Annotated in this window: 9 protein-coding genes; all 9 read left to right on the plus strand. The window is 43.8% G+C overall.

Annotated elements, in window-relative coordinates; translation table 11 throughout:
* Positions 1–117: 117 nt before the first annotated feature.
* The 9 genes from R7F64_RS05490 to R7F64_RS05530 all read left to right on the plus strand — a co-directional run bounded on the left by R7F64_RS05490 (position 118) and on the right by R7F64_RS05530 (position 21,040).
* Complete coding sequence (locus R7F64_RS05490) at positions 118–12,258, plus strand: Ig-like domain-containing protein (protein WP_318071507.1); 12,141 nt, start codon at positions 118–120, stop codon at positions 12,256–12,258.
* Positions 12,255–14,426 (plus strand): type I secretion system permease/ATPase, encoded by a 2,172-nt coding sequence (locus R7F64_RS05495; protein ID WP_318071508.1) that lies wholly within the window; start codon positions 12,255–12,257, stop codon positions 14,424–14,426. The genes R7F64_RS05490 and R7F64_RS05495 overlap by 4 nt, the downstream gene beginning before the upstream one ends.
* Positions 14,423–15,736, plus strand: a complete 1,314-nt coding sequence (locus tag R7F64_RS05500) for an HlyD family type I secretion periplasmic adaptor subunit (RefSeq protein ID WP_047102180.1) — start codon at positions 14,423–14,425, stop codon at positions 15,734–15,736. Before R7F64_RS05495 ends, R7F64_RS05500 begins: the two co-directional genes overlap by 4 nt.
* Before the next feature lie 15 nt (positions 15,737–15,751).
* Positions 15,752–17,065 carry a TolC family outer membrane protein gene (locus R7F64_RS05505; protein ID WP_318071509.1) on the plus strand — a complete coding sequence of 438 codons (1,314 nt, stop codon included), beginning with the start codon at positions 15,752–15,754 and terminating at the stop codon, positions 17,063–17,065.
* A complete protein-coding gene (locus R7F64_RS05510; RefSeq protein WP_318071510.1) occupies positions 17,058–17,678 on the plus strand; it encodes an OmpA family protein in 621 nt (206 codons plus the stop codon). The genes R7F64_RS05505 and R7F64_RS05510 overlap by 8 nt, the downstream gene beginning before the upstream one ends.
* Positions 17,668–18,510, plus strand: coding sequence for a phosphate ABC transporter substrate-binding protein (locus R7F64_RS05515; RefSeq protein ID WP_318071511.1), 843 nt, complete (start codon positions 17,668–17,670; stop codon positions 18,508–18,510). Before R7F64_RS05510 ends, R7F64_RS05515 begins: the two co-directional genes overlap by 11 nt.
* 237 nt (positions 18,511–18,747) lie before the next feature.
* Complete coding sequence (locus R7F64_RS05520) at positions 18,748–19,521, plus strand: DeoR/GlpR family DNA-binding transcription regulator (protein WP_033905226.1); 774 nt, start codon at positions 18,748–18,750, stop codon at positions 19,519–19,521.
* Between the two features lie 11 nt (positions 19,522–19,532).
* Positions 19,533–20,573, plus strand: a complete 1,041-nt coding sequence (locus R7F64_RS05525) for an oxidoreductase (RefSeq protein ID WP_042522861.1) — start codon at positions 19,533–19,535, stop codon at positions 20,571–20,573.
* The gene (locus R7F64_RS05530) at positions 20,570–21,040 is read left to right on the plus strand and encodes a heme-degrading domain-containing protein (RefSeq protein WP_033905228.1); all 471 of its coding nucleotides are present in this window, start codon (positions 20,570–20,572) and stop codon (positions 21,038–21,040) included. Before R7F64_RS05525 ends, R7F64_RS05530 begins: the two co-directional genes overlap by 4 nt.
* Positions 21,041–21,189: the final 149 nt, after the last annotated feature.

The following is a 21,189-nucleotide window of genomic DNA, read 5'->3' on the forward strand; positions in this document are numbered from 1 at the left end:
ATGTTTTTGGTTCAATATCTCATTAGAGCCATTTAGGGCCATGTTTTTTCTAGTTTCATTTGAACAGTCACATTCGTCGACCATACTTAAAGTTCGTTGTTTCATATGGGGCGAATTATGCAGCCAATACTCTACATTCAAATCGGTAATGTTCTTTGGGCGGTTTTAAGTGACGGTTCTTGGATCCAAATGTTGCCTAACGAACAATTAGTTCCAGAAGTAGAGGTGGTTGTTCTTAATACTGACATTCTCGATATTGCATTTAATGAAGATACAACAAGTGAGGATGAATCGAGTTCGAATGATCTTTTAATTGCTTCTCAAAACGGTATTGAATCCACTTTTAATCAGAGCGTTCGAGATTTTAGTGAGTCTTCTGGTGGGTTAAGTTTTGTTGCCTATATTCGCGCTGTTTTACCTGAGCAACTCGTTTCTAATGGCTATGTTACTAGGCCAGCAGTGCAAGAAAGAGAAAACCCAACTTCTGAGACTCAGGCTCCTGAGCGGTTGAATCCCGATGCTATATTAACGGTGGATATTCTTGATGGCGGCGATGGATACGAAAACCAGTTTGAAGTTCCTAGTGTCACGATTCAAGGTGACGCACTCAAGATAAGCGATGAGTGGCTTGTTACTATCACCATTACCGACAGCCTCAATAATTCCATTACTCTTACAACGACCGTAGAGAATGAGGCTTATACCCTATCAGGCGTTGATCTGTCTTCTCTTGCTGAAGGGCCGCTTACGGTGACTTCTGTGGTTTCTGACATTTATGGCAATAACCTGAACGCCGTCGATACGACCATTAAAGATACGCTTGCAACGGTGAACGTCAATTTTGATGGTGGAGGGGATGAGTATTTAAATCAGTACGAAATCGCGACTACTCGCCTCGAAGGGACGATTGAAAACATTGAAGATGGCCAGCGTATCCAAGTTACGGTAACCGACTCGTTAGGAGCGGTCATAAACTTAGAAACGGTGGTGACTGGTGGAAGTTGGTCTCTGGACGACGTTGACCTTTCTGGATTGTCTGAAGGTACGCTCACAGTTGTTGCTGAGAGTATAGATATAGCGGGCAACCCTGCAACCAGTGAAAACACCATCATCAAAGATACGCTTGCAAGTGTGACGGTGGACGTTGACGATGGCGGAGACGGCTATTTAAACATTGAAGAGCGCCAATCTGTCACTTTGTCAGGGCAAGTCAGTGATGTTGAAAATGGTCAGACGGTTTCTGTCACGGTTCAAGACAGCTCAGGGGTGATGCTCTCGTTCAATGCCGTTGTCGTTGATGGTATGTGGCAAGTCGAAGGGGCGAACTTATCCACGTTAGCCGATGGGGCGTTAACCGTATCTGCCTCCGTGAATGATGTAGCGGGCAACCAAGCGAAAGCAATGGATGAGGCTACGACCATAGATGCCACAGCTCCCACCATTGATATAGATACGGATTTTTATATTAGCGGTGGTCTTGCCATTGATGATTTCCGTGAGGGTATAGTCACGGAAATGAGAGGGACAACCAATGGTGTAGAGCAAGGTCTGGCAGTGACGATTCGGGTAAGTGACGGAGACAGCACGCTGAATTTTACTGGCCTTGTTGATGCATCAGGTTCGTGGACAGTAACTGGAATTGACGTAAACACTCTCAATCTAAACAGCACGTGGACCATTGAAGCTGAAGTGTTGGATACCGCCGGCAACCATGCGGTCGATACCATGCCAACAATAGTGCTACCCGGTTCAACGGTATTTTCTGAAAACATCGTTGGATTTTTTGGTGAGCAAAGCAGCTCGGCAGCCATCAACATAGAAAATGGTGTGCCAGCACTGCATGCAGAGCAGCCAAGTTTGAGTGCGCTTACATCGGTCGGTCAATCTATTAACGTTGTTGTTGCAGAAGATGGGTTGAGCTTACAAGGAACATCGACTGACGACCGATTAGTTTTCTCAGCAGAAGTCAATGATGATGGTACGGTTCAAATTACTTTTTATGAAGCGATTGATCATGGTGTAGGTCAAGATGAGCTAGTGACTAACGTATTGGTTGGAAGCACTCAAAGTGATGCTGACGGTACACAAGAAACGGTTGTGGCCCCCCTAGAAATCGCCATCCTTGATGCCGATCCAGTGATCGAAAATGAGTCATATAGTGTAACCGAAGGCCAAGTCATTTCTGGCAATGTACTGGAGAATGACATTGATATTGATGGTGACTTGTACATTCGATATGTCAGAGCCGGAGGAGAGATCCAGTCTGTCCCTGATGGTGGCTCAGTAAGTTTTAGTCTAGAGAAGGGTGAATTAACCGTATTTTCAGATGGCTCTTGGCAGTTGAATGCCAGTCGCAACTTAGATCACACGGTTGAGCAAAGTCTCGTTTTTGATTATCTCGCAGCCGATGATTCAAAAGATTACGGTGTAGCAACCGCGACCATCGACATTATAGATGGCCAAGCGGGTTATGTAGGTAGCGCTACTATAAAAACAGCAGAAGTACCTCTGGGAGCGGCATTATTAACCACCGAAGGCAGTGTTAATGTGATTGCTGGCTCTGATAACCCTGATCCGACTAGTTTGTATTTTGGTGAGGCATCCATTACTAAGTTAGAGGCATTAGGGCTTACAAGCTCAGTCTCTAATACTGAGCTTAGCTACACGTTAAGTTCCAGTGGGAAGCAAATCACAGCATTTGCCAATGGTGTCACTGTATTTACGTTAACATTGAGTGGCATTGAGTCGGGTAACGATGTACTAGCTTCAATTTCGCTTACTCTTGATCATCCTATCGATCAATTCAATAGTAGTGATACGGTCACTTTCCCGTTGACCATTGGAGGGACAGATCTAGACTCCACACCGCTTGTAGAGAATGAAATTGATTTCGTGTTGAAAGATGGTGTTGATCCTACGTTGAGCAACTTGACTGTTGTTGCAATGGAGGAGATTAATCTAGAAAGTGGGACAATCTTTAAGACTGGGAGCCTTCAACTCGATATCGGGAGTGATTATGTTGACTCTCTTCGATTTAGCGAATTAAACCAGCCCACATTAGTGAGTAGTGAAAGTGAGTTGCTTTACCGTCTGTCTGATGACGGTACGACAATTACTGGCTATATCTTAGAAGGTGGGGTGGAAGTAAATATTTTTCAATCGAAACTATTATCCACATTACCTTTAGAGTCGACTAGTGAAATAGAGTATTCCTTTGAATTATATCGCTCTTTCGATCTGTCAAAAGATCAAATCCTGGATATACCATTGTTAGTTAATGCAACAGATTCAGACGGTGACACCACCTCCGTAACATTGGATATTACCTTAGAGGCAATTGAAGGTTTGAACGATGATGCCTCTTTAACAGTAGATATTCTTGATGGCGGTGATGGATACGAAAACCAGTTTGAAGTTCCTAGTGTCACGATTCAAGGTGACGCACTCAAGATAAGCGATGAGTGGCTTGTTACTATCACCATTACCGACAGCCTCAATAATTCCATTACTCTTACAACGACCGTAGAGAATGAGGCTTATACCCTATCAGGCGTTGATCTGTCTTCTCTTGCTGAAGGGCCGCTTACGGTGACTTCTGTGGTTTCTGACATTTATGGCAATAACCTGAACGCCGTCGATACGACCATTAAAGATACGCTTGCAACGGTGAACGTCAATTTTGATGGTGGAGGGGATGAGTATTTAAATCAGTACGAAATCGCGACTACTCGCCTCGAAGGGACGATTGAAAACATTGAAGATGGCCAGCGTATCCAAGTTACGGTAACCGACTCGTTAGGAGCGGTCATAAACTTAGAAACGGTGGTGACTGGTGGAAGTTGGTCTCTGGACGACGTTGACCTTTCTGGATTGTCTGAAGGTACGCTCACAGTTGTTGCTGAGAGTATAGATATAGCGGGCAACCCTGCAACCAGTGAAAACACCATCATCAAAGATACGCTTGCAAGTGTGACGGTGGACGTTGACGATGGCGGAGACGGCTATTTAAACATTGAAGAGCGCCAATCTGTCACTTTGTCAGGGCAAGTCAGTGATGTTGAAAATGGTCAGACGGTTTCTGTCACGGTTCAAGACAGCTCAGGGGTGATGCTCTCGTTCAATGCCGTTGTCGTTGATGGTATGTGGCAAGTCGAAGGGGCGAACTTATCCACGTTAGCCGATGGGGCGTTAACCGTATCTGCCTCCGTGAATGATGTAGCGGGCAACCAAGCGAAAGCAATGGATGAGGCTACGACCATAGATGCCACAGCTCCCACCATTGATATAGATACGGATTTTTATATTAGCGGTGGTCTTGCCATTGATGATTTCCGTGAGGGTATAGTCACGGAAATGAGAGGGACAACCAATGGTGTAGAGCAAGGTCTGGCAGTGACGATTCGGGTAAGTGACGGAGACAGCACGCTGAATTTTACTGGCCTTGTTGATGCATCAGGTTCGTGGACAGTAACTGGAATTGACGTAAACACTCTCAATCTAAACAGCACGTGGACCATTGAAGCTGAAGTGTTGGATACCGCCGGCAACCATGCGGTCGATACCATGCCAACAATAGTGCTACCCGGTTCAACGGTATTTTCTGAAAACATCGTTGGATTTTTTGGTGAGCAAAGCAGCTCGGCAGCCATCAACATAGAAAATGGTGTGCCAGCACTGCATGCAGAGCAGCCAAGTTTGAGTGCGCTTACATCGGTCGGTCAATCTATTAACGTTGTTGTTGCAGAAGATGGGTTGAGCTTACAAGGAACATCGACTGACGACCGATTAGTTTTCTCAGCAGAAGTCAATGATGATGGTACGGTTCAAATTACTTTTTATGAAGCGATTGATCATGGTGTAGGTCAAGATGAGCTGGTGACTAACGTATTGGTTGAAAGCATTCAAAGTGATGCTGACGGTACACAAGAGACGGTTGTGGCACCGTTAACGATTACTATTTATGACTCTGATCCGGTGATTAGAGATGACACATACTCAGTCTTAGAAGATCAAACAATTACGGGCAATCTACTTGAAAATGATATTGATCTTGATGGAACACTTTATGTGAAATTTGTAGAGGCTGGCGGGGAGCAGAAGTCAATTCTAGAGGGGGGATCCGTAAGTTTTAGTTTAGAAAAAGGCGAATTAACCGTATTTTCTGATGGCTCTTGGCAGTTTGATGCAGGTCGAAACCTAGATCATTCGGTCGAGCAAAGTGTTTCTTTCAGCTATTTAGCTGCAGATGACTCCCAAGACTATGGCTTGGCTAACGCGACGATTGATATTAGTGATGGACAAGCAGGTTACGTAGGCAATGCGACTATAGACGTAACAGAAGTCCCTTTGGATGGCCCGATATTGAACTCTGAAGGAACTGTCAATATTGTCGCGGGATCTGACAACCCGGATCCGAGTAGTTTGTATTTCGGTGGGTCATCTATTACTAAGTTAGAAGCATTAGGGCTTACAAGCTCAGTCTCTGATAATGAGCTTAGCTACACGTTAAGTTCCAGTGGAAAGCAAATTACAGCATTTGCGAATGGTGTCACTGTATTTACGTTAACGTTGAGTGGCGTTGAGTCGGGTAACGATGTATTAGCTTCAATTTCGCTTACTCTTGAGCACCCTATCGATCAATTCAATAGCAGTGATACGGTCACTTTCCCGTTGACCATTGGTGGCGTAGATATAGATGCCACACCGCTTGTAGAGAATGAAATTGACTATGTTCTAAAGGATGGCGCAGACCCAACTTTAAATAATTTGAATGGGGTAGAAGTAAAAGAATCTGATCTCGCAAATGGAAGTGTGTTGAGCTCAGGGAATTTTCAAGTTGAGGTTGGCAGTGATTACCTCGAATCTTTGTCGTTCATCGTCTCTGAACAACCCTTGTTGACGAGTGGTGAACAAGTTGTGCTTTATCAAGTCTCTGCGGATGGCAAAACACTTGATGGTTATATTCTTGACGAAGATGGGCAAACTCAGATTCCCATCTTTCAAGCTACCCTCAGTGCTTCATTACCTATTGATGCAAATAGCGACATTACCTACTCCTTTGAGCTTTTTCAGGCTCTCGACCAACAAGAAAATACTGATCCAAACGTACCTCTCGTTGTTACTGCAATGGACTCAGACCAAGATAACACGTCGGTCGTTTTAGACATTAATGTGATAGATAACGACAATGGACAAGCGTTAATCAATAGTGGCAATGTCGAGTTAACCGAAACACCTGTCGATACAAACATTGCTCCTGATGGGGTTTCAGCCATAGCGAATACGGATGTGATAGTTACGTCGTCATTCGATCCGATTGTGTATCTGGGTGTTGACATAAATGATGGAGATACTGTCAAAACTACACTTGGTGATGCTGTTACTTATAACGGAGAGGCTGTCACTTGGTACGATAACAATGATGGAAGCTTTGACGCAATTTCTGACACTGGAGACGTTATATTTAGGGTCACGTTACCTAGTGACTTCTCTTTGCCATCAAATGATACGTCTACCGTTAATGTAACTGTAGAGCTTTATCACTCGCTTGACCATGTTTTAGGTGATGGGACGCAATTGTCGATCTCTATGCCCATCGTGGCGAGAGATTCTGATGGAAGCGAGATCTCTACGGAGTCCAACATACAGGTCTATGATGGCTTGTTTCCGGAACTAGTAATTACAGAGGGAATCACAGTCAATGAAAGCGGGCTGAATGATGATTCGCTTGATTCTGGCATCGAGGGCTCGTCACCATCCATTACGCTATTACAAGGTTCAGACTCTATCGCCAGTGTGAGCGTGAATATCGATATGTTCAATGCGCTCGGCTATAAAACAAGTAGTGGTAGCCTGGTTTCGCTTGATTCACCGGACTCGAATGGTTGGTTATATGCAAGAGATGAAAGCGAGCAAGACGTCTTTAGAATTAGATTTAATACCGATGGGACTGTCGAGTTTGATCTATACCGTGCACTTGAACACGATGAACCTGACGGTGTTCCAGCGGACGAGAACACATTAGAACTCAGTTTTTCAATTTATGCCGTTGATAAGGATGGCGACCAGTCTGAAGCTGAGACATATACCGTTAGTGTAGTGGATGATATCCCTGAAGACACAAGCTCACCAATAGAAATTGAACTTACCGAGGGGGATGAGTTTTCGGGAAACTGGTTTAGCAATAATGCCGACTTAATCAGTTCAGATGGCACGTTGATTTCAAGTTTGACCTATGCAGGTGAAACATACGATACGGCGAGTTCGGTATTTAGCAATGATGCTTGGACCATCGATTTAATCAATAGTAGTGATGGTAACTTAAAATATGGAACGCTGACTATTTCTCAAGATGGGACATTTACGCTAACTACCGAGCTTATTGTTAATACGCCTGTAGGTGGTTTGCTTGATGATCTAACGATAACTGTGACGGATGCAGACGGTGACCAAGCAAGCAGTGAAGCTCAATTAATTCTTGATGATGCTAGGGGCTTTATTCGAACCGTTAATGTAGATACGTTAGAAGATAATGGCGCGAATAATAGTGGAGACCCTACGCCAGTCGCGTTACCGATTAGAGTTTCTCCTGGGGATATGGAGAATAATGAGCGTGTTGAAGCGATAAGGATCTCTGTTGAATCTCTACAAGGAGGGGCTCTGTTTTTAGACGGAGCGCGCCTTGAAGATGATGATAATGACGGATTTATTAGTCTTTCTGGTACAGAGCTAATGGGGGTGGGTATATTCACTGTTCCAAATGGTGATCTCACTTATCAACCAGCACTAAACCTGTCGGGCAACACTATCAAAGTTTCGTTAGCAGTGTCTGCATTAATCGTATCTGATGTCGAACCAGATGGTTTTGTATTACAAGGCAATAACACGTTAAATGTTAACGTTTTACCGGTTGCAGATTTGCCAGAGTGGTCTAATGATTCGGACTTTTCTTATCAAAGTGTTGAAGATTCCGCTGAATCACTTTCACTCAATATTGTTGCTGAAAAGTTTGACCAAGACGGTTCTGAAACGCTCCACTACCAAATTTCGAATATTCCAGATGGACTTATATTAACACTTAACGGAAGTGCTATTGAGGAAGGGAAAGCGTATAGCCAATCCGAGTTAGATCAAATTGAAATCACATCTAACGAAAACTTAGCCGGAAGATTTACTTTTGATGTGACGGCAGTAACGACTGAGTCGGGTAGTGTGTTTGCCGATGAGCAAGATAAAACAGCGGAGATCACTGAGCAAGTTGTTATCGATATATCTCCAGATGCCGATGTGCCTACGCTGACCGTTAAAAACATTCAGGGGCTTGAAGACCAAGCGATTGACTTAAAAGAGTACATCCTAGGGCGGCTCACTGACACAGATGGCTCGGAGTCTCTGTCTTATCGCATAGAAGTTCAAGATGGTTGGACATTGCCTGTCGGAGCTGGGATTACGCTTATCGGTATTAATACCTACCTAGTGACCTCCAATGCTCTAGCCAATTCAGAGGCGTTACTTCAACCAAAATCGGATATCAGCTCATTTACTGAATCTCTATCCCTTCAAGTAACCGCCATTTCAATAGAGTCGACTATTGATGGCTTAGCACCTCTTAATGAAACCGCCGAGAGCCAATCTGCAACCATTGACATTAAGCTAAAAGGCGTGGTCGATGAACCAATTGTCCTAGATGGTGGACAGGGGAATTGGCAATATGATCAAGCGACTAAAGTAATTAGTAATCTCTCTACGTTAGACGAAGATAACCTGATACAACTGGATTTTATCATCCAGACATCAGACGACGATCTATCAGAAGAAATTAATATTTTGCTTCAGAACATCCCTTTGGGAACACAACTGACAGATGTAAATGGTGACCCTATTGTTCTTCCAATTGCTTACGTGGACCCAATAACGGGGCCAGTTTATCAGGTCTCGAATGCTGTTCTTGAAAACACTTACCTCAAAACAGAGCAAGATTTTAGTGGAACACTGAGCATGGATGTTATCGTCGTTTCAACAGAGCCGGATGGTGATTCTGCTGAAACCCCTCTTAAAGTGGAAATGGAAATCTCACCTATTGTTGATCAAACTGACGGTCAAGAATTACAAAGCAATGGTATTGAGGACAATTTCATCACACTAAATCTTGAGCCTGTCGTTAATCAAGATATAGATTCTAGTGAGTCCTTGACAGGATACACCATTGTATCCATTCCAGGTGGCTTAACGCTTTACTTTGATGGTAATGCAGTAGAGGAAAGTAACTTACCGTTAGAACTCAATGAACTACTTGATGGTAGCTCGGCAACATTATCTGAGTTGTTAAACAGTGGACGAATCACTGTAAAAGCTAATGAAGACCTAAGTGGGACATTTAGCCTGGAAGTTCAGTACGAAGTGACAGACACGTCTCCGACGATGGAGACTGATGTAAAGGCAATCAATGGCTCTTTGAGCGTCGTGGTTTCTGGCAAAGTGGATATTGGTAATGAAGATATTGACAAAACACGTTTAGAAGGCGCGACTGAAGTATTCACAAGTACGGATGGGTCTGCTGTCGACGTGAGTGGAGGCATTACATTTACAGAAGCGGATATTGATGGTTCAGAGTATCTCGATTACATCGTTTTACAGATACCGCAGGGTCAAGACCTCATTGTTACTCATCCGAATGGTGCTTCTCAAGATGCCGATGGGAACTGGCTGATTCCAATGGAAGGAATCACAAGTGATAGCGTGTTGGAAACCGCTCAAGATTTGCTTGCTAGCGCATCGATTTATAGCCCATCTAATACAGAGATACTTGATGTGAATGTGTTAGCGTATGTTCGAGATGGAACGGATGCTCAATACATCACAGGTCAGTTCCAAATTCAAATTACTGGCCATGAAGGAGATGGAGACCAGTGTGCTGATCCTGGTGAACCAGGAAGCGTTCAAAGTGGGGATATTGTAGGTAAAGAAGGTGAAGATGTCTCAATTGGGGCGTTTTTAAACCCTGATGTAGCGAGTAGTGATGGTAACTTAGTTTCCTTCTTTGTCGCCGCAGATTCTTTACCTGAAGGAGTCGAGCTTACTGGCGAAGGTGTGATACCTGCTTATGATAATGCGGGCAATCTGTTGGGTTATTCAATTTCTAGCGCTGGATTGTCTTCCTTGACGCTTACTGGCGTGGATGAGGACTTTGCTGGTTGCATTACTTTCAATTTAGAAGTGACAGAAACGGCCCCATGCGATGGTGACTCGAAAACAACCTCTCAGACCATTACGGTACAAATCTCTCCTGTTGTCGATGATATCGCGATAGCACCAAGCCAAGTTACGGTTCAAGAAGATACTATAACCAACCTGAATCTTGCTCTTGTATTGGGCGATAGTGAAGGGCCAATGCAGTCCATTACTGGAGAAGGTGACGCAGCGACTGGCCTTGAAAGTGTCAATTGGGTTTCTTTATCGGTGTCTGACGAGAATGCGCGGTTTACTGCCGTGGACCCGAGCCTACTCATTGACAACGGTGATGGAACATGGGTAGTGACAGATGTTACGCGTCTAAACGAAATTCAGTTAATCCCACCTGAAAACTACAGTGGAGAGCTTGTTATTTCCGTTGACGCAAACATTACTGATGAAGTCACGGGAAGTTGTTTAAGTACTGACAGTGCGAAAGATACTCAAACTAAATCAACAGAAGTTACCGTTACCATTGCCCCAGTGGTTGATAAAGCGGTTCTGGAAACAGAAGACGTAGTTGGTAATGAAGATAATTATATTTATTTAGGAAACTTATCTGCATCATTAATCGATCAAGATGGTTCTGAGTCGATGTCTTTGGTCATGACAGGAGTGCCAGACGGAGCCGTGTTGGTTTGGGACAATAATGGGACGTTCGAATTACTCCCTGATAACGGTTCAACGGATGGTGAGAGCAAGGAGTGGCAGCTAACTCAAGCACAACTTGATAAGGTTTACTTTCTACCGCCACTAGATTTTAGTGGGGATATTTCATTAACACTGCAAGCTATTACCCAAGAGTCTGGATCAAACGACTATAACTATACCACTTCTCAGTTCAACGTCGGCGTAAAACCGATTGGCGATGATGTATCGTTGAATACAACCTCTAACACGTTCACTGGAGATGAAGGTGATTCCATTTCGATTGACTTTTTAGCGAGCGGTTTTGAAACAAATAGCAACGAATATATAGAAGTGTCGATGTTGATCAAAGCAAGCTCTGAACCCTCTGCATTGGAAGGCTTAGGTAGGATTCGTATTGGAACTCAATTCTCATCCTTTACCTTCGATGACACGGGCAATGCCGTGGCGACGGTATTAGTGCGAGCAAATGAAGTGTCAGGTTTGGAGTTCATTCCGAAGGATGCATTTGGAACGATGGATGTTGCTCTCAATGTTAGAACGTTTGATCAAGCGATAGTGTCAGAGACACTCGAAACCGATTTTGGAGATGTGCAAACTACCGATCTAACCATTGTTGTTACCCCTGAAGCTGATGAGCCAACACTAACGGCCGATTATCAGTCTATTGTGTCTGAAGCGTCTGGGAGTATTCCTTTGGGGTTGAGCATGAATTTAGTCAATCCTGCACCCGAAGAGTTTGGAAGTGTGGAGATTCGCGGATTACCAACAGATCTAGAGTTGAGTCATGGTGAAAGATTGAACGGCATTTATACTGTTGATCAAGAGGATGTCGCTGATCTTTCCATCGTTGGCGGGTTTAGCGGTGCAAGTGATTTTACGTTGTCGATAAAACCGATTGCAACACTGGGTGCTACAGTCGCAGAAGGTGCTGTTCAGACAGTCAATGTTACCTTAGTGGAAGAAGGGGGCCAAACATTACTTGCGACAGATGCTAATGATTTGCTTATTGGAGGAAGTGGCAGCGATGTATTCCAGTTTGACAGTTCAGGGCTCGGTAACGAGTTAAAGCCCTCGTACGATGTGATCAACGATTTCCAAATATCCGTTATTGGTGATGATAATGACACAATTGACATCGCCCCGATAATCACCGCTACCTCGATAACAGAAGTCGATAATAAGCTCGATTTAACAGAGAATGATGATGGCGTAACGCTTCACATAAAACCAGAAGAGACGGGGACAAAACAACAGATTCTTATGCAGGGCGTCACTCTCGATCAGCTTTACAAAGGTGACTCGACTGGCGTAGCCGAAGAAAATGTCTTACAGAAGATGATTGATGACAACAACTTGCTAGTAGGTGGTATGTCATGAAGCATCACTCATCCTCATCAAGTGAGCTGACTAACGATCCTTGGGGGCAATCGTTAGCTTGGTTGATGCGTTATTTTGAGGTTAGACACCATACAAAAAAGGTGCTTTCTGGATTACCTCTTGTTGAGGGTAGATTGGATAGTGACTTATTCATCAGAGCCACTGAGCGAGCCGATCTTGAACTCACATTAATCGATTTAAAATCCACCGCAATGTTGAGCTTTCCATTGGTGGTAATCAATAGGAAGACGTTACAACCCGCTATTATATCTGAGCGACATAACAGCGATTATCAAGTCACGTTATTTAGTGAAGATCAAGGTGAAACGCAATACGTCACGAGCGAGGAGCTGCATAATCAATTCCAGCCTCAAGCATGGCAAGTTTCTATGCGTCCAGAGCTGGACAAACGGATAAGTTCTATTCAAGCGGATTATAATGAACATTGGCTTTTCGCCGTAGTGAAAGAAATGTCTCCGTGGTATCGAGATCTTTTGATTGCCTCTTTCCTTATCAATACGCTAGCGCTAGTTATTCCGCTTTTCACTATGAACGTTTACGATCGTGTAGTGCCTAATCAAGCTTTCAGTACATTATGGGTTTTGGTCACTGGTGTCTCCGTCATCATTATTTTTGATTGGCTATTGCGTAAAGCAAGGGGAGTTGTCACTGATACCGCGGGTAAGTACATCGATAACAAGCTTTCTTCGATACTTTTTTCTAAAGTTATGGGGATGAAACTTGAACACCGTCCTGCATCAGTCGGTGCATTCGCTCGACAACTACAAGATTTTGATAGTGTTCGCGATTTTTTTACTTCTGCATCTCTTGTGACCTTAGTTGATCTCCCATTTACGTTGTTATTTTTAGTCTTAATAGGTTGGCTAGGTGGGGCAATGATGTTCATACCTATTGCCGTCATGTTTACCCTGCTGATCCTTGGCTTTGCGGTAAAAGCAAAAATAGAACAATCACATACGGAAAGTGCTGCACTATCCATGAAGCGACAAGCTCACTTGTTTGATTCATTGTCCTCTTTAAAAGAGATTAAGCAAAATAACGCTACGGGAGAAGCACAAAAGCGTTGGGAGCAAACGGTATCAATGCTTTCTGATTGGCAAAATCAATCACGAAACTATTCGAATATCGTTGCTTACTCCATTCAATCTAGCCAGCAGATAATTACCGTAATGTTACTTGTAACAGGCGTGTACAGAATTTCTGAGGGATTGCTCAGCATGGGGGGGCTCATTGCTATTGTCATGCTTAGCGGTCGTGCTGCAGGGGCGATTAACCAGTTAGCTATGCTGTTACTTCGCTATCAACAGACAAAAACAGCGGTTGAAGGCTTAAATTCTATCATGTCTTTACCTCAGGAGGCGCAACGCAGTCAGGTCATTACGTCTGCCGAATTTACAGGGAATATACGTTTAGAAAACGTGAGCTTCCAATACCCAGATGTTGATATGCCATGTTTGAGAGATATTAATCTTACTATCAAGCAAGGCGAACGCGTTGGCGTTATTGGTAGTGCAGGAGCAGGAAAGTCTACACTCCTTTCTATTATTACCAATCAACTCAGTGCCTTACAGGGTAGCGTTTATTTTGATGACATTGACAGTCAGCTTTGGTCCGCCGAATTGATAAGAGAGAAAACGGGTTGGGTTGGCCAAGATTCGCATCTTATATACGGCAGCATTATGGAAAACATAGTATTAGGACATCATGTTATTGATCAAGAACGATTACGCCGTGCGATAGAATTATCGGGTTTGAACCAGTACATGAGTCGCCTTCCTCATGGTCTAGAAACGCAAGTCGGAGAAGGAGGGCGTTATTTGTCGGGGGGGCAAAGGCAAGCTGTAGCGATTTCAAGAGCTTTTTATCGAAACCCTGCAGCATTAATTTTAGACGAGCCAACCAGTTCCTTAGACCAGCCAGCTGAGAATGCATTGTTTAATGCTCTTAAATCGTTGCCGCACTCGACGACGATGATTATTAGCTCTCATAAACATTCCTTATTATCGCTTTGTGATCGAATTGTTGTGCTTGATAAAGGCACAATTTTGAGGGAAGGAGCGCCCCAAGAAATTTTTGCTAAACAACAGTCTAACGCGAAAACGAACAGAGTACGCGCAGTATCAATTGTACGCGAAGGAGGTCAATGATGAGCACAGTTCGTTGGAGTAATGCTCATTTAGCAAACCGTTCGAGAACGTTGATTTGGTTGTCTGCCGCGTTAGTGCTAAGTGTGATTATTTGGGCCTCGTGGGCGAGGTTAGACGAAGTGGTTGTCGGCGAAGGAAAGGTTGTTCCTACTTTGTCTGTTCAGACGATTCAGAGCTTAGAGGGAGGCATTCTAAAGGAGTTACTTGTCATGCCTGGTGAAAGCGTCACTAAGGGGCAAACCATCGCTATTCTGGATGATACAAGGTTTAAGTCGACCTATTCGGAGACCTCTGAACAAGTTGAATCTTTGCTCGCCAGAAAGCAGAGGCTTCAAATTGAATTAGAAACGGTAAAAGTGAATAGCCTCCAACTGGATTGGAAACAACAAGTGAGTATCGAGCCTCAGACATTTGATATTTCGATGACCGGCCACTCTGCCTATCTGAATGCCAAAGCAAACTATCTTGAGCGGTTGAGCCAACTGGAGTCTGAGCTGGAGGAGGCTAAATTGCGAATTGAGCAACAATCGCAAGCTTATCTAGATACCTTGAATACCATTCAAACACTAAAAAGCAGTCTGGTTATTGTCTCGAAAGAGCGAGATATGTTGAGAGAGGTGGTTTCTAGTGGCGCGGTGGCTGAAGTGGAATTATTAAAACTGAATAGAGACGTTATAAAGCTCAAAGGAGACATCGCGAGTTCACAAGCTGCTGCCCAAAAGCAAAGGGCTGTGTATTCTGAATCCATCGCAGATTATCGTGGTACTGCGCTTGCTTTTAGGGCAGAGGCACAAGGGCAGCTCAATGAAGTTGTGACGCAACTAGCGCAGCTCAATGAAAGTCGTCAGGCGATTGCGGATCAGTTGAATCGAACGCAGTTACTTTCTCCGGTCGATGGAACCATCAAAGATGTTTTTGTCAGAACCATCGGAGGTGTGGTTAAGCCGGGTGAGCCTATTTTAGAAATAGTCCCTCGTAATAGCACGTTAATCGTTGAAGCGAGAATTTCTCCTCAGAATATCGCCTTTATAAGGCCTGGCCTGCCGGCAACGGTAAAGTTGTCTGCCTATGACTTTGTCATTTACGGAGGCCTAGAAGGAGAAGTGACCTACGTAAGCGCCGATGCACTTCAAAATGAAGAGGGCAATGCCTACTACCGTGCCAACGTTACTTTCAAGGTTGATGATAAGTTTACGATCATCCCGGGAATGCAGGTTGTGGTAGACATTCTTACAGGAGAAAAAACAGTACTGAATTATTGGTTAAAACCTATATTACGTGCGAAAGAGAATTCGCTCAGAGAAAGATAGACATAAGGATATAAGATGCGGCTTAAATCAACGTTATTGGTCTTGTTTGCAGTATCATCGTCGCCAAACGCTTTGACTTTAGAGGAGTCAGTTACGTTATCTCTCGATAGCTCCCCCAGTTTGCTTGCTCGCTATTCTCGCTATGAGTCGATGGTACGAGACCGAAATGCCATAAATGGTTCATTTCTTCCTCAGGTTAATTTGTATGCAGCAGCAGGGTACGAAGGTACTCGATATAACAACGGAAACTACATCGACAGTGAAGATAGAACATTAGAAAGAACGGAGATGGGCGTAAGAATCTCCCAACTGTTATTTGATGGATTTAAAACAAGTGCTGATGTTGATCGCCTATCTTACGAGGCTGAAGCTGAACGCTTGGACTTATTGGCATCTGCGGAAAATGTTGCATTAGATACTGTCAGAGCGTATGTGGATGTTTTACATGCCCGAGAGTTGATGAAACTGACAGAAAGAAACCTAAATGAACACCAAGAGATCTACCGTTTCATTCTAGATAAAAAAGAAAAAGGTTTAACCAGCAACTCCGACTTAGCGCAGGTTTCTTCGCGTGTCGCGACAACACAGTCCTCATTGATTGCCGCCCAAAACAATCTTTCCGATGCTAGAACAAGATTTGTACGTTTGGTTGGTCGAGCGCCGCAAAACTTAGTTGAACCTGTTTACCCGCAGGAGTTGCTTCCGAATAAGCTTGACGAAGCACTCAAACAAGCGGTTAGGTTGCACCCATCCATACAGTCAGCGATGAAAGATTTAGAGGCGGCTCGACATGAAGTAAAAAGAGAAAAGGGGGATTACTACCCAGAGCTCAAGCTTGAGCTGTCAGCCAACAAAACAGACAACGTGGATAATATTGAAGGCATTAACGAAGATGCAAAGGTTATGCTGACGGTCAACTACGATCTTTTTAACGGCTTTTCTACAGACTCCCGAATGGAGTCATCTGCCTGGCGAGTAGAGGAGGCGAGGGCTATTCGAGCAAATGCAGAACTAGATGCGAATGAAGGTGTAAGGCTGGCATGGGACGCACATACATTGCTTCAACAGCAAATGGAGTTTTTAAAAGTCAACGTTGATGCGGCGAAAGTAACTGAATTAGGGTACATCCAGCAGTTCAATGTAGGGCGACGTAGTTTGTTAGATGTATTAGATGCCAAAGTTGAAACGTTTGTTGCGAGACGGAACTACACCCGAACAAAGTACGATCATTTGGTTGCCACTTACCGTTTATTCAACTCGATGGGGATTCTGACTTATGCGTTGCGAGTTGAGTATCCAGAGAACTGGAAGGAGAACAATAATGGATAAATTCGCAGTGACGAGTCTTCTAGTTTTCATGTTAGCAGGCTGTGCTGAATCACCGGATACGATGTTGACCACTTACCAGTACAACGACCTTAAAGACAATGATAGTGATGGCGTGATAAACCAACGAGATAACTGCGCAGATACGCCCAAAGGTGTGGTTGTTGACAGTGAGGGCTGTGCGAATTGGGTCAACGACTCGCAGACACACCTGCTCAGCTTTTTCTTTGCGATGGATGAGCATCAGGTAACGCCATCTCATGATATGCCGCTAAGCGAGTTGAAAGCATTGCTTCAGAGTAACCCAAATGCGCAAGTCATACTGATAGGAGACACAAGCCCTGAAGCGTCACTCGAATACAACAAAGCGTTGGCAAAGAAAAGAACGGCAGCTATACGAGAATTGCTAGTGAGAAACGGCATTCAAGATAATCGAATTGAAGAGCAAGAGTTTTATCAGAATACGGCATTGACGATACAACTAAAAAAACGGGAAAGGCGCACAATTGCTGTTGTAAACACGAAAGCTGAAAGTACTGAACAAGCGTGGACTATATTTAGTTCGGACAGCGAGTTGACACCTAACTCGAAGTTGGAGTTGAATTATGAAAATTAAAGTCTTGCCTTTCTTTGCTCTAACTTCATGTTTGATTTCACCGCTGGCATTTGCTGACTCTGAGGCTCGAACATCGATTTTTGTCGAACCAGAGATACTAGAAACGATAGAAACATTGATAGATGAGCCAAGTGTAAATGTAGCGCTTGCATCTCAGTCTGGTGGTTTTAACGACATGCTAAATGACGGAGCCTCTATTGCGATCACATCTAAGATATGGTCAGATGAAAACATCTCCCGATTTCAACGAGGAAGAGGCCACAGGCCTACACGTTTGTTTTTAATGGCAAACGCTATTGTCGTAATCAATAGTCAAAAGAGTACGGTAGATAGTGTTTCCGTTAGTGAATTGAAACGCTGTGATGCAAATACGTATGCTTTCGGGGAGATGCGTTTAAGTAACCCAGATGTGAGCTCTAATGGTTGTCAATCATCGATTCAAATGCTTGATGAAGACCGATTGAAACGGGCTTTAAGCGACGACTTTTCAGCCAAAGCTTATATGCGATACTCCGATTTTAAATACTCAGAACAGTGGTCGAGCTACAAGGCTCTCTCTGTTCATCATAACGATGACTCATGCTCTTTGAGCACAGATTGCATCTATTCTCTTCGCTATCCATTTTCCGTGGTCTATTACGTTTATATAAATAAACAATTCGACACTAATCAGAAGATCAAAAAATCAAAGCTATTTGAACTCCTTACAACCGACCACAATACACAACAGGTACGAAATGCTGGGTTTATTCCACTACCAAAAGCGCTTATTAAAAGAAATAGAGTGAAGTTAGGGCTAGATGAGCCAGTTGTTTTAAACGGGTATAAATAAACTTCATACGCCTAACTATGTGGGCTGAGTGAACGTACCGTCCTAGGAAGTTTTGCCTTGCTGCTCATTTATCTTTGGTTAACCTTTGGTCAATTGAGTTGGTTGTAAGTGGTTTTGTTGGTAATTTTTCTATTATTGTGGCAAAATCACTTAAAATCACTTAAAATCACTTAAAATCACTTAAAATCACTTAAAATCACTTAAAATCACTTAAAATCACTTAAGTGAATTTAAGTTATGACACAAGAAGAAAGACTCGTAGCACTCAGAGCGAAGCTGGAGCAGCAAAACAAAGTAACGTTGTCTGAAGTTTGTGAGTACTTTGGTATCTCGCGAGATTCAGCTCGCCGAGACTTAGTTAAGTTGAGTCAGCAACCTGGGTTACAAAGAATACGAGGTGGTGTCATGCTTGCGCCGATCTCTTCCCATACCGAGGCATACGCGAGTCGACCCGTGAGTGACGTTAAACATCGACTGGCTCAAGCTGCCGCAGCGTTGTTGGATGAGCGCGACCATCTTGTTATTGATACCAGCACCATTTTATCTCTGCTCCCACTCTATGCAGGAAAAGCACATTGTGGAGAAAACAAGCTCAACGTCGTTACTAACAGCATTGATGTGCTGACCGCTGCTGAGACAAACGACACAATGGACGTTTATTTCTTAGGCGGACACTTTGACCCTTATGCCAGAGCAGTTTTAGGGGCGCAAGCAGAGCAGCAAATGCAGCATTATCACGTGAACAAAGCGTTCATTGGCGTGTGTGCATTGTCATCCCGGGGGCTGACAACAAATAGTTTGTTAGAAGCAACAATGAAACAAGCGATGATTGCTCAAGCTCAGCAGGTCATCGTCGTTTGTGAATCCCGAAAAATTGGTAGCGACAATTTCCACCACGTATGTGATTTGTCAAAGATCGACATCATTATTACCGATCATCCTCCTCAATCAGATTTTCAACAACTCCTCGATCATAATGATATTGAATGTATTGTTGTGTCACCGAAATAAGGAATCTTAGAATGGCTTACGATCCCGTAAAAACCGCTGTGATTGGTTACGGATATTCAGCAAAAACGTTTCATTTACCCTTCATTAAAGCGCTACCAAATTTAACGCTGAGCGCGATAAGCTCGCGTCAACAGGAGGCGGTTCAAAATGATTGGCCAGATGCTAAGTGGTTTTCTGATGCGAATACTTTACTCGATGATAGTGATGCAGAGCTCGTAATCATTACTGCGCCAAATGACGTACATTACGAACTTGCAAAGCGTGCGTTGAACAATGGGAAACACGTCATCGTCGAGAAACCGTTTGTTACTCGTATAGAAGACGGTAATGAACTTATCGCCTTGGCGGAAGAGAAAGGTCTAGTGCTGAGCGTTTTTCACAATAGACGTTGGGATGGAGATTTTCTCACGGTTAAATCTCTTATCGAACAAGGTAAGTTAGGTGATATAAAGCTGTTTGAGTCACACTTTGACCGTTACCGCCCTGAAGTTCGTCAACGATGGCGAGAGCAGGCTCAAGATGGCGGTGGTATTCTATTCGACCTTGCTCCTCATCTTCTCGATCAAGCATTGGTGTTGTTTGGCTTGCCAGATGCGATAGACGCACAATGTCGAATGATGCGTCCGGGCGCGACGACGATTGATTATTACAACTTGATACTTCATTACCCTGAGCATATTGTGCACTTGCATTCAAACTTGTATAGCCCAGAGCCGAATCTCCGCTACAAAGTATTGGGTACGGAAGCTAAATATGAAAAGTTCGGATTAGATCCTCAAGAGGGCTACTTAAAAGAAGGCCGTTTGCCGGAAAACGATGCTTGGTCGGAAGAAGATGAGGTGTTATACGGCGTCCGTTACGACGAAGACGGTGCGCAAACTATCAAAACGGAGAGAGGCGAGTACCAAGCTTACTTTGTTGGTGTGGCAGACGCCATTCGTTTGGGCACTGATAACCCGGTTCCTGCCGCTCAAGCAGTACAGAATATCGCTCTGATTGAGATGGCATTGGAAAGCAGTAAAACGGGTAAAACGATTCAGGTGAAACCATGAGTTTGACGCTTGAACTCGTGGCCCTGCAAGAGCATGAACTTCAGTTGGCGGAATTTAATCACCATATTGCGTGGTCTATCGGCCTCGCTCTAAAAGAAGAGGCTGAAGCTCGCGGCGCGGCTGTTGCTATTGAGGTTTACGGCTTTGGACAAACGCTATTTCAATACGCGATGGCAGGAACCTGCGCTGATCATTTAGATTGGGTCCGTAGGAAGCGAAACTCAGTATTAAGGTATGGCCACAGCTCTTACTATCTTTCTCTGTACAACAAGCAAAAGCAACGTGATTTCGAAAATCAGCCTCATCTCGATGCTCGTGAGTACTGTGCTCATGGTGGCGCGTTCCCAATTCGGCTTTCTGGGTCTGGTTTGGTTGGGGTTGTGACGGTATCGGGTTTACCGCAGTTAGATGATCATCAGCTAGTTGTGGATATATTAAAAACGATGACAGAGACAAAACCCTCTTAAACGCCAAATATGAAAGTAGCACGGTTCTTTATCGTGCTACTGAATTCTCTTTTTAGCTCATAAAGTGTTCTTTAATGTGAGCAAATATTAACATTGATCCCAACTTACTACCTGAAAATCAAATCAATTTCATATAACCTATACGCTCA

Source organism: Vibrio sp. Vb1980, from assembly GCF_033338615.1.
GTDB lineage: Bacteria > Pseudomonadota > Gammaproteobacteria > Enterobacterales > Vibrionaceae > Vibrio > Vibrio alginolyticus.